The 11,586-nt window shown below is 37.8% G+C and carries 12 protein-coding genes; 1 reads left to right on the plus strand and 11 read right to left on the minus strand.

Going from position 1 to position 11,586, the window contains the following annotated elements; genetic code table 11:
• Positions 1–74: 74 nt before the first annotated feature.
• Positions 75–701, plus strand: a complete 627-nt coding sequence (gene yyaC / locus MKY71_RS18440; protein WP_339174568.1) for a spore protease YyaC — start codon at positions 75–77, stop codon at positions 699–701.
• Here the strand turns inward: yyaC and MKY71_RS18445 are convergent.
• The 11 genes from MKY71_RS18445 to rpmH all read right to left on the minus strand — a co-directional run bounded on the left by MKY71_RS18445 (position 618) and on the right by rpmH (position 10,899).
• The gene (locus MKY71_RS18445; protein WP_339174569.1) at positions 618–1,325 is read right to left on the minus strand and encodes a DUF554 domain-containing protein; all 708 of its coding nucleotides are present in this window, start codon (positions 1,323–1,325) and stop codon (positions 618–620) included. The genes yyaC and MKY71_RS18445 overlap by 84 nt on opposite strands.
• Before the next feature lie 112 nt (positions 1,326–1,437).
• A complete protein-coding gene (locus tag MKY71_RS18450) occupies positions 1,438–2,283 on the minus strand; it encodes a ParB/RepB/Spo0J family partition protein (RefSeq protein ID WP_339174570.1) in 846 nt (281 codons plus the stop codon).
• Positions 2,276–3,037 (minus strand): ParA family protein, encoded by a 762-nt coding sequence (locus MKY71_RS18455; protein WP_339174571.1) that lies wholly within the window; start codon positions 3,035–3,037, stop codon positions 2,276–2,278. The genes MKY71_RS18450 and MKY71_RS18455 overlap by 8 nt, the downstream gene beginning before the upstream one ends.
• 222 nt (positions 3,038–3,259) lie before the next feature.
• A complete protein-coding gene (gene noc / locus MKY71_RS18460; RefSeq protein WP_339174573.1) occupies positions 3,260–4,144 on the minus strand; it encodes a nucleoid occlusion protein in 885 nt (294 codons plus the stop codon).
• Between the two features lie 249 nt (positions 4,145–4,393).
• Positions 4,394–5,110: a 16S rRNA (guanine(527)-N(7))-methyltransferase RsmG gene (gene rsmG, locus MKY71_RS18465; RefSeq protein ID WP_340733587.1), complete on the minus strand. Its 717-nt coding sequence runs from the start codon at positions 5,108–5,110 to the stop codon at positions 4,394–4,396.
• Positions 5,111–5,169: 59 nt separating this feature from the next.
• Positions 5,170–7,065: a tRNA uridine-5-carboxymethylaminomethyl(34) synthesis enzyme MnmG gene (mnmG, locus tag MKY71_RS18470; protein WP_339174577.1), complete on the minus strand. Its 1,896-nt coding sequence runs from the start codon at positions 7,063–7,065 to the stop codon at positions 5,170–5,172.
• A 27-nt stretch (positions 7,066–7,092) separates the two neighbouring features.
• Complete coding sequence (mnmE, locus tag MKY71_RS18475; RefSeq protein ID WP_340733588.1) at positions 7,093–8,478, minus strand: tRNA uridine-5-carboxymethylaminomethyl(34) synthesis GTPase MnmE; 1,386 nt, start codon at positions 8,476–8,478, stop codon at positions 7,093–7,095.
• Between the two features lie 171 nt (positions 8,479–8,649).
• Complete coding sequence (jag, locus tag MKY71_RS18480; RefSeq protein ID WP_340733589.1) at positions 8,650–9,414, minus strand: RNA-binding cell elongation regulator Jag/EloR; 765 nt, start codon at positions 9,412–9,414, stop codon at positions 8,650–8,652.
• On the minus strand, positions 9,415–10,197 hold the full coding sequence (gene yidC / locus MKY71_RS18485; RefSeq protein ID WP_339174582.1) for a membrane protein insertase YidC: 783 nt from the start codon (positions 10,195–10,197) through the stop codon (positions 9,415–9,417).
• Between the two features lie 131 nt (positions 10,198–10,328).
• Complete coding sequence (gene rnpA, locus MKY71_RS18490; RefSeq protein WP_339174583.1) at positions 10,329–10,670, minus strand: ribonuclease P protein component; 342 nt, start codon at positions 10,668–10,670, stop codon at positions 10,329–10,331.
• A gap of 94 nt (positions 10,671–10,764) precedes the next feature.
• Positions 10,765–10,899, minus strand: coding sequence for a 50S ribosomal protein L34 (gene rpmH / locus MKY71_RS18495; protein ID WP_008408389.1), 135 nt, complete (start codon positions 10,897–10,899; stop codon positions 10,765–10,767).
• Between the last annotated feature and the right edge of the window lie 687 nt (positions 10,900–11,586).

Raw genomic sequence — 11,586 nt, forward strand, 5'->3', positions numbered from 1 at the left:
CTGCATAAATATATCGTATTTCAGCTTATTTCTCGAGTAATCTACTTAAATCAGAAAATTAAAGGAGTGATAATATGACACAAGCCTGTCCACAAAATTATAGCGTTCATTACGAGCAAACGAGCGCTGTTTGGGAGCTGAGCGAAATCTTTTTAAAAACGATTCCGTTTGACCATGAAGAACTTATTTTTTGCTGTATCGGTACTGACCGGTCTACAGGTGATGCACTAGGTCCGATCATTGGGAGCCAGCTGCACCAAACTTTCTCATTTCCATTTCCGGTAGTTGGAACATTGCAGGCACCGCTTCATGCGCTCAATATCGTAGAACGCTATGAACAGCTTATTAACGAAAAAGAACAACCTTTTATTATTGCAATTGATGCATGCTTAGGTGAATCAAATGCGATTGGTTCTATTCTAATCCAACAGGGTCCTCTTTATCCCGGTAAAGCCGTGAAAAAGGAATTGCCCCCTATCGGTAACATCTCTGTTAAAGGAATTGTTAACGTAGGAGGCTTTATGGAAGCGAAAGTATTACAAAATACAAGATTGCATGTTACGTATTCTATGAGTGATAAAATTGTTCGTGCCCTCGTTTTAGCATGGCAGCGTCATTTACTGAAACGGAAAAGTGAGCGCAACGAGTATCCCGACCATCAAAATCGCTGGCAGCAGATTGGCTATACGGATTTTCGTTAAACCGGCAATATTCAAACCGATTGCCATTATCATAATCCCGCCTGTTGCCGTCATTTCTGTAATGAATAGATCCAGCGCTTCACTAGGAATATATGTACTAATAACACCGGCAAACAATGCAATCGAACCTTGATATAAAAGTACAGGAATGGCCGATAATAAGACACCGATCCCTAAAGTTGAACTTAATATTATCGACATAAATCCATCGATAATCCCTTTAGTGATGAGGATATTATGATCATTGCGCAATCCGCTATCGAGAGCACCGAGAATTCCCATTGAGCCAATAACAAAAATGAGCGTTGCGGTAACAAACCCCTCTGCTATCGTTCCTTTTTGTGCGCGCTTACCGAAGAGTGATTCAATCCAATGACCGAAGCGATTAAACTTCCCTTCAAGGTCGAGCCTTTCACCGATGACCGCACCTATGATTAAACTGATGATAAGGATAATAAAATTCGTACTTTCCAATCCCATTTGGATACCTAACAGTGCAACGACTAAACCGATAATGGATAGCACTGTCTGCTGCATGGATTCCGGGATATTTTTAAAAATACGGCCGACCAATGCACCGATAATGATAAATAATGCATTTAACAGTGAACCAAGTAGTACCATGAAATTTCCTCTTTCTATTTGCTGTCTACAAATTATTCAATTGTATGTATTTATACTTTTAATATTATAACTGTTCATAAAAAAAGTGCTGGAACTTTTCGCTCAGCACTTTTTACTGTTGTTCCATATTTAATATTTCTAAAATACGGTGCAAATCATCATCTGAGTAAAACTCGATTTCGATTTTACCTTTATTCTTAGCTTTTTTGATTTGTACTTGTGTTCCAAAGTAATCACGTAACTGGGACTCTGTTGCCTGTGTATGAATATCCTTTTTTGTAGGCTTTGTTTCACGTGAAACGGCCTCATTTAAATCTTGAATATACTTTTCCAATTGGCGAACATTAAGGTGATCCTTTATTACTTTATGAGCTACTTCAGGTATGCGTCGCTTGTTTTTTAATCCGAGCAATGCACGGCCATGCCCCATAGTCAGTTTTCCTTCATTGACAAGGTCTCGAATATCTTCCGGCAACTGCAGTAGACGTATTAAGTTAGCAATATGCGGTCGGCTTTTTCCTAACCGTTTTGCTAAATCATCTTGTGTAAAATTCAGTTTCACAATTAAACTGTTATATGCCTCTGCCTCTTCAATTGGAGTTAAATCTTCACGTTGCAAGTTCTCCAAAATAGCTACTTCCATCATTTGCTGCTCATTAAAGTCTTTTACGATAACAGGTACTTCTGTTAAACCTGCACTTACAGCCGCACGATAACGGCGTTCACCCGCTACAATTTCATATTTCCTAGCATTTTTACGGACAACAATCGGTTGAATAATACCATGTTCAATAATAGAGCTGGCTAATTCTTCAATTGCAGTTTCATCAAAGATTTTACGTGGCTGAAATGGATTTGCTAAAATTTTCCCGACTGCAATTTGCTGTACCTGGTCTTCTTTATGTACGGCCTCTTCACGAAAAAGCGCATCAATTCCTTTACCTAAACCTTTAACCATTTTTAATCACTTCCCTTGCAAACTCTAAGTAGATTTCCGCTCCGCGTGATTTTGCATCATATAAAATTACCGGTTTTCCATGGCTTGGTGCTTCACTTAACCGGACATTACGCGGAATAATCGAACGATATACTTTATCCTGGAAATAGCGTTTTACTTCATCGATTACTTGAAGTCCTAAATTCGTACGTGCATCCAGCATTGTGAGCAATACGCCATCGATCATTAACTCCTTGTTCAAATGCTTTTGGACAAGGCGCACTGTCGAGAGCAACTGGCTCAACCCTTCCAATGCATAATATTCGCATTGAACCGGGATAATCAGTGCATCGGATGCCGTCAGTGCATTGATTGTTAATAAGCCAAGCGATGGCGGACAATCAATAATAATGAAATCGAAGTTATTTTTAATCTCCTGTAATGATTTCTTCAATCGAACTTCACGTGAAATTGTGGATACAAGCTCAATTTCAGCCCCTGCCAGAGATATTGTCGCAGGAACAATATATAAATTTTCTACATCCGTTTGTTGAATGACGCCTTTAATATCTTCATCATTGATCAATACGTCGTATACACAGCTCTCTAAATCACCTTTTCGAACACCTAATCCGCTTGAAGCGTTACCTTGTGGGTCGATATCGATTATTAATACTTTCTTTCCTAAAAAAGCTAAACATGCACTTAAGTTAACAGAGGTTGTCGTTTTTCCAACGCCACCTTTTTGATTGGCTATCGCAATAATACGTCCCAATATCCGCACCTGCTTTCATCACTTCAATTTAGGTATATTTTTAAAGTCTAAAAATCTCGGATGACTAAATCTTCCTTTTACATTACTGTTTCTTTTATCTTAACAAAAAATGTTAGAAAACGATGCTATGAAACATAATTTATTTCAAAAAAACTTGCTGATTCTAGTACTCTACTAAAAAAACTGCCTAGAAAGTCATTATCTTTCGGGCAGTTCAGTAATTTATTTTCTCTTCGGAATTTTTACAGTGATTTGGTAGTAATCGTCTGTATCCTCTTCCTCCGTTTTTACATTTATTCCACTTTTCGTCACCATAGACAACGACTGCTTGATCGTATTAAGGGCAATACGCACATCTTTGCTAATCGCTTTTCTGCTTGGTTTACGTTTTTTTATCTCTGGCTCATCGGGATTTAGAATTTTTTGAATTTGCTCTTCAAGCTGTCTAACATTCCAATCAAACTCTTTCGTCGCTGCAATGAGTTGCATTTGCAATTGCTCATCCTTGACTACAATTAAAGCCCGGGCATGACGTTCCGAAATTTCACGATTTAAAATAGCATCCTGAACAAATTGAGGCAACTTTAATAAACGCAATTTATTAGCAACTGTTGATTGTCCCTTACCAAGACGTTGTGCAAGCGCTTCTTGTGTAAGCTGATGCAACCCTAATAACTGTTGATAAGCAAGCGCTTCTTCAATTGCTGTTAATTCCTCACGTTGAAGGTTTTCAATCAGGGCAATAGACGCCGTTTCTCGATCATTTAAATTGCGTACAATGGCAGGCACTTCTGTCCATTGCAGAGATTTCATCGCTCGATAACGTCGCTCACCGGCAATTATTTCATATTTATCTGGGTCATTATCTATTGGACGAATCACAATCGGTTGAATGACGCCATGTGTATGAATCGTTCTTGCTAATTCTTCAATCTTCTCATCATCAAAAACTGTACGTGGCTGATAACGGTTCGGAATGATTTTGTCTATTGGAATTTTAACTACTTCTTCTGAAGCCATCGAGATATTCTCTATTACTTCTACTTCACTTTTTACTTCAGGCTCTTTGCTCCCGCCTCCGAAAAAACGTGAAAAAGTACTTTTCATCCGTGTGGCACCACCTTTAGGAAACTGTCTACCTCATATACAATATTATTTCTGATTCATTCAAAAATGTACAGTGTTCAATGAATAGTAATTTACGAGAAAGACCGATTTCGTCTTAAAAAGGACAAAATAATGTCTTTACCCATTTGTATTTCAAAATAAACTTATATTTTTCTATCCACTAAAAAAACATAAATATAAATATATATGCAGCAAAAGACGGATATATTTCAAATTTCGTTAATTTTTTTATTTAATTGGTGTTTTATTAGGAACACCTGGTTTACGTGGGTATTTTTTCGGTGTTGATTTCACTTTATCAAATACATAAAGGGAACGTTCGCTTTCCTCTACAGGTAAATGGAATGCAAACTCCTCTATTAATTTTCCGCCTAATGTAGAGATGGCTTTTGTCGCATCTTTTAATTCCTCAGCCCCTGCTGCAGCTTTTAATGCAACAAAGTAACCGCCTTCTTTAGCTAATGGAATACATAGCTCTGACAATACAGAAAGACGTGCAACCGCGCGGGCTGTGACAACATCGAACTTTTCACGGTATGCTGCATTTTGACCAAACTCTTCAGCACGAGCGTGAACAAATGTCATATAATCCAAGTTTAACTCATTTGTTAAATGATTTAAAAATGTAATTCGTTTATTAAGCGAGTCGACAATCGTAATTTGCAAATGCGGGAAGCAAATTTTAATCGGGATACTTGGGAAGCCCGCACCTGCACCAACATCACATACTGTTGTCACTTTTGTAAAATCAAAATAAAATGATGCACTGATTGAATCATAGAAGTGTTTTAAATATACGCCTTCCAAATCTGTAATCGCCGTTAAGTTCATCTTTTCATTCCACTCAACCAAAAGCTCAAAATATTTTCTAAACTGCGCAATCTGGTGTTCGGAAAGCTCAATACCCTTTTCCTTCAATGCTTCGATAAACTGCTTTTCGTTCATAAAATGACACCTCCATATTAAAGAATGAGCGCCTTTTTGAATAAAGACGCTCACATCATTCAGTTCGTAGTTACTTTTGCAATTTTACCTTGCTCAATATAGACAAGTAAAATTGAAACATCTGCAGGGTTTACACCTGAAATACGCGATGCTTGAGCAATTGAGAGCGGCTGAACACTTTTCAGCTTCATACGCGCTTCTGTCGCCAAGCTAGGAATAGCATCATAATCGATATTTTCAGGGATTTTCTTATCCTCAAGCTTCTTCATTTTTTCTACTTGCTGAAGTGCTTTTTGAATATACCCTTCATATTTTAATTGAATTTCAATCTGCTCTTTTACATCATCCGTAAGTTCCACTTCTGATGGAGTTAGGGAAGCAACTAAATCATACGTCATTTCTGTACGTTTTAAAAGGTCTGCTCCGCGGATACCATCTTTTAGCTCCGCGCCGCCAGCATTTCGGATTACTTCTTGTGTCGTCGCATTTGGCTTAATGATGATTTCACGCAGACGGGCGATCTCCTGTTCAATCATTGCTCTTTTCGCTTGGAACTTCGCGTAACGATCTTCCGTAATCATTCCTGCTTTATAACCGATTTCCGTTAAACGTAAATCTGCATTGTCATGACGTAATAGAAGACGGTACTCTGCACGAGAAGTTAATAAACGGTAAGGTTCATTCGTACCTTTTGTAACAAGGTCGTCGATTAATACACCAATATAGGCATCTGAACGGTCTAAAATAATTTCTTCACGGCCTAACACTTTCGCTGCGGCATTCATCCCGGCCATTAAGCCTTGGCCTGCTGCTTCTTCATAGCCTGAAGTACCGTTAATTTGACCTGCTGTATATAGACCTTGGATTTTCTTCGTTTCTAATGTTGGCCACAATTGTGTAGGAATCACTGAATCGTACTCAATCGCATAGCCTGCACGCATCATTTCAGCATTTTCCAAACCAGGAATCGATGCAATTAATTTTTTCTGAACATGCTCAGGTAAGCTTGTCGATAAGCCTTGAACATATACTTCACGTGTATTGCGTCCTTCAGGCTCCAGGAAAATCTGGTGACGCGGTTTGTCGTTAAAGCGTGTTACTTTATCTTCAATTGATGGGCAATAACGAGGACCTGTCCCTTTAATCATCCCTGAAAACATTGGAGAAAGATGCAGGTTTTCCTCAATTGTACGATGTGTTTCTTCTGTTGTATAAGTTAACCAGCAAGGAAGCTGATCCATAATATATTCAGTTGTTTCAAAACTGAACGCACGGGGTACATCATCACCAGGCTGTATTTCCGTTTTTGAATAATCAATTGTACGGTTGTTTACACGTGGTGGTGTCCCTGTTTTAAATCGGATTAAGTCAAATCCTAATTCTTTTAAGTTATCCGCTAATTTGATTGATGGCTGCTGGTTGTTTGGACCTGAAGAATATTTCAGATTTCCTAAAATAATTTCCCCGCGTAAAAATGTACCTGTTGTAATGATGACAGCCGGTGCACGGTAAATTGCTCCAACTTGAGTAATAACACCTTTTACTGCGCCATCCTCTACAATTAGTTCATCGACCATTGCCTGATGAATTTGAAGGTTTTCTTCTTCTTCCAAAACCCGTTTCATCTCATGCTGGTACTGGAATTTATCCGCCTGTGCACGTAATGCGCGTACTGCAGGACCTTTTCCGGTATTTAACATACGCATTTGAATATGTGTTTTATCGATAATGCGTCCCATTAAACCGCCAAGTGCATCAATTTCACGAACAACGATTCCTTTTGCAGGTCCGCCGACTGATGGATTACATGGCATAAACGCAATCATATCTAAGTTAATTGTAAGCATGAGTGTTTTTGCACCCATTTTTGCAGCTGCATATGCAGATTCCACACCTGCATGTCCTGCACCAACAACGATTACGTCAAAATTACCTGCTTCGTATTGTATTGACATGTTGTTCTTCCTCTCTTTTATTCCGATTTATTTCCCTAAACAGAACTGCGAGAATAGCTGATTAATTAAGCTTTCCTGTACAGTATCTCCAATAATTTCACCAAGAATCTCCCATGTACGAGTCACATCGATTTGAATCATATCGACAGGTACACCTGATTCAGCTGCAGCAAGCGCATCTTCAATTACCTGTTGTGCTTGATGCAATAACGCAATATGTCGCGCATTTGATACATATGTTAAATCATTCGCTTCCACTTGCCCTTCAAAGAACAATGCTGCAATTGCTTCTTCCAGCTCAATTACACCTTCTTCTTTCAATAACGAAGTCGTTACGACACGATGTTTACCAGCCAATTCATGAACACGGTTTAAATCGATTTTACGTTCGATATCTGTCTTATTGACAACGACAATATAATCCATCGCCTCAATCGTTTCAAAAAGGCGTTCATCTTCTTCTGTAAGCTCTTCCCCGTAATTTAATACAAGCAAGATTAAATCAGCATCTTTCAATGCCTCTCTCGAACGCGCAACACCGATTCGTTCAACGATATCTTCTGTTTCCCGAATACCTGCTGTATCAACTAAACGTAAAGGAACTCCACGAACATTTACGTATTCTTCAATAATATCACGAGTTGTACCTGCAATGTCGGTTACAATTGCTTTATTTTCTTGAACTAAACTATTTAAAAGAGATGATTTACCTACGTTCGGACGTCCTAAAATAACGGTAGATAAACCTTCACGCAAAATTTTACCTTGAGATGATGTTTGAAGTAATTTAATAATTTCCTCTCGAACCCAACCGCATTTTTCAAGAAGTACAGGAATCGTCATTTCTTCTACATCGTCATATTCCGGATAATCAATGTTTACTTCCACTTGTGCCAATGTCTCTAATAAGGCTTGGCGTAAAGATGTAATAAGACGTGAAAGCTTTCCATCCATCTGGCCGAGTGCAACATTCATTGCACGATCGGTTTTCGCACGAATTAAATCCATTACCGCTTCTGCCTGTGACAAATCGATACGGCCATTTAAAAATGCGCGCTTCGTAAATTCACCAGGCTCTGCTAAACGTGCACCATATCGTAATACAAGCTGCAGTACTCGGTTAACAGATACAATACCACCATGACAATTAATCTCGACAACATCTTCACGCGTAAATGTTTTAGGTCCGCGCATTAAGCTTAGCATTACTTCCTCTACCACTTCATCAGTTTTCGGGTCGATCAAATGCCCATAATGGATCGTATGTGTCGCAACTTCCGATAACCGCTTATGATTTGGTGATTTAAATATTTTATCTGCAATTGCTACCGCCTCATCGCCGCTCAGACGAACAATCGCAATAGCTCCTTCTCCCATCGGAGTGGAAATCGCAGCAATCGTATCGAATTCCATTTATATCCTCCTATTTCAGTGTTATCCACATGTGGATAAATCACATCCGTGCTATACTAACTAACAATTTAGACTAACATATTTTTATTAAAATCTAAAGTAATGTAGATTTTCCATTCTTCATTAAAAAAACGACCTATCCAAAAGAATAGGTCGAAATATGTCTGTATATTATTTTACTGGCTCAATCACTAAATATCGATTTGGTTCGACACCTTCTGAGTGTGTTTCGATATCTATGCGATTTGCCAAAGCATTATGAATAATTTTTCGTTCATAAGATGCCATTGGTTCAAATGATACGGGTTTTCGTGTACGAATAGCCTTGTCCGCCATGCGTAATGCCAGCTGTTCAAGTGCTGCTTGACGTCGCTCACGATAATCTTCCACATCCATTTGTAAAATCATAAACGATTTGGCTGTTTTATTAAGAATGAGCTGAGTTAAATGTTGAAGCGCATTTAGTGTAAGGCCACGCTTTCCAATTAATAACGCTGCTTTCTCGCTCGATAACTTAAATGATACATGTTTACCATCTGTTTCATGGTCAATTGTTAAATCTGTAATTCCCATTCCTAGAGCAATATTCGTTAAATACTGTTTTGACTCTTCAATGGGATCCACTTGTTGTTGTTCATGGTGAATTGGTTGATCTTCATTCGCTGAATCCGGCTCATTCTCGATTGTTTTCTCGACAATTGTCAGTTCTTCCACATCAGATGCAGAATCTGAAGTCGTCTCTTGATTCACTTGCTGCTGAACAATTTCTTTTACTGTGACACGAACTTCAGCATTTCGTGCCCCAAAACCTAAAAATCCTTTTTTACCCTCTTGTAAAACTTCCACATCAACTTGTTCACGAGTATGGCCAAGCTTTTGTAACGCTAATGAGATCGCTTCTTCTACTGTTGCGCCTATTTGCGTAGTTTGTTTCACTTATTTCGCCCCTTTAGCATCGGTAGCATCCGGTTTATTTTTATTCCAAGGTTTATAAATAAAAAGGTTTTGTAATACAGATACAAAGTTTCCGACTACCCAATATAATGATAGTGCGGCTGGTAAAATAATACCGAAACCAACAATCATTAATGGCATGATGTACATCATGATTTTCATTTGCGGGTTATCTACTGCTGGTCCAGTCATTAATACAACATACTGGATAAGACCTGCGATAACAGCAAATACAATACTTGGCTCCGCTAATGGAACCGATAAGAATGTCCCTAGTTCAAATGCATCCGGTGTTGCATTCATACGGCTAATCGCATGATAGAAACCGATTAGGATCGGCATTTGAATAAGAATCGGTAAACATCCAGCTAACGGGTTAACACCTGAAGTCTGCATTAACTGCATCATTTCCTGCTGGTACTTTTGCTGAGTTGCCGCGTCTTTTGAGCTGTATTTTGCTTGCAGCTCTTTTAACTTCGGTTGCATCTCCTGCATTTTCTTAGAACTTTTCACTTGTTTGATAGTTAAAGGTAGAATGATTAGACGAATAATAACAGTTACGATAATAATTGCAAATGCATAATTCGCAGCATTACCTTCAAACATATCAGCAAAAAGCTTGATAAATGATACTAATGGCCAAACAATATATTCATTCCAAAAGCCATCACTTTCAGATGAAATTGGTTGGTCAAATTCTGTACAGCCTGATAGCAGTAATACTACTGAAACAAGTGACAGCATTATCCATAGATTTTTCTTCAACCTTCTTCCCCCTAAAGCAAACCTATTCGATTTTTATGACAATATTTTACCATTATGGACGTTCATACACTACTAAATGTTCTGTAAATTCAATGTTTAAAGCAATGAATGAAAAACATTTAATTGTGGAACTATCCTTTATATACTCTTGCAACCTTCAAAACATGCTGCAAGCTTTTTTTTGTTTCGTGAAAATCCAGTGTGGCCGCCTGCGTTCTGGCGATAATAACATAATCCATATCTTGTCTTACTTCATCTTTTAATTCCAGAAAAGCTTGGCGAATATAGCGTTTCACTTGAACCCGAGTGACCGCATTTCCTACTTTTTTGCTCACTGATAAGCCAATACGAAACGCCTGTTGTTCTTCCTTTTTCAAGCAATATACAACAAATTGGCGATTCGCAAACGACTTACCTTTTTTAAACACCTTTTGAAAATCTTCATTTTTCTTTATACGTTGGCGTTTATTCATGATCCATTCACCTGCTCCATCTAATCATTGGTACTTTTTTTGCTCATTCAACACTGTAAAAGAAAAAAAAGACCACTGATGTGGCTCAGTGGACTTATGCTGATAATACTTTTCTTCCTTTTTTACGACGGCGAGCTAATACGTTACGGCCGTTTTTAGTGCTCATACGAGCGCGGAAACCGTGAACTTTAGAGTGCTTACGTTTTTTAGGTTGGTACGTGCGTTTCATTTATATACACCTCCTGAATTCGAGCGTTACTATATCTATCTCTACATACAGACCATGATATTATATAAATAATAAAAGCCATTTGTCAATGCTTCAATTTTATTTTTCTCTTTTTCCTTATAAACCTCATATATTCCCCTTGCTGATCTAAACTCTCACTTATCCACAATTTATAAAATTAATTTAAGTTTATGCTGTGAATAGTATTTTTGCTCTTAAAAATTATCCACAACGTTTATCTACAGGTTTTTCACATATAACAAACCTGTGGACAACTGTTATGTATATAACATATGATTATGTGGATAAGATCGTTTAAGTATTGAAATACCTAACTTTATTTGATACGATAACTGTGTTTTACTTTGTGGAATTCTTTTCTGGGAAATATATTATCCACAATTGTTGATAATCTGTGGACAAAGATTTCCCCTACTCTAGAACAACCTTTATCCACAAGTTGTGGTTATGTGTATGAACTCCTTTTTAATTATAAAATATATATTTTATAGCTCTGTTTCCTATTAACTATCTAACAGAGCCTTTCTTTTTTCGTAAGCAAGAAAGTTTGCATTTGTAAGGAAATTCACATAAAAAAGAGACTCTCATCTAATTTTGGTTAGTATGGGCTTTGTCATTTAAATATACGAATCGAATGTGAAATGATTAATGAAAGGAAGAAAGAGC

This window comes from Solibacillus sp. FSL W7-1324, from assembly GCF_038008025.1.
Lineage (GTDB): Bacteria > Bacillota > Bacilli > Bacillales_A > Planococcaceae > Solibacillus.

Bases quoted from the DNA above. Each gene is read 5' to 3' on its own strand.
- yyaC (WP_339174568.1), top strand. From the start codon at position 75: ATGACACAAGCCTGTCCACAAAATTATAGCGTTCATTACGAGCAAACG.
- MKY71_RS18445 (WP_339174569.1), bottom strand. From the start codon at position 1,325: ATGGTACTACTTGGTTCACTGTTAAATGCATTATTTATCATTATCGGT.
- MKY71_RS18450 (WP_339174570.1), bottom strand. From the start codon at position 2,283: ATGGTTAAAGGTTTAGGTAAAGGAATTGATGCGCTTTTTCGTGAAGAG.
- noc (WP_339174573.1), bottom strand. From the start codon at position 4,144: ATGAAAAGTACTTTTTCACGTTTTTTCGGAGGCGGGAGCAAAGAGCCT.
- rsmG (WP_340733587.1), bottom strand. From the start codon at position 5,110: ATGAACGAAAAGCAGTTTATCGAAGCATTGAAGGAAAAGGGTATTGAG.
- mnmG (WP_339174577.1), bottom strand. From the start codon at position 7,065: ATGTCAATACAATACGAAGCAGGTAATTTTGACGTAATCGTTGTTGGT.
- mnmE (WP_340733588.1), bottom strand. From the start codon at position 8,478: ATGGAATTCGATACGATTGCTGCGATTTCCACTCCGATGGGAGAAGGA.
- rnpA (WP_339174583.1), bottom strand. From the start codon at position 10,670: ATGAATAAACGCCAACGTATAAAGAAAAATGAAGATTTTCAAAAGGTG.
- rpmH (WP_008408389.1), bottom strand. From the start codon at position 10,899: ATGAAACGCACGTACCAACCTAAAAAACGTAAGCACTCTAAAGTTCAC.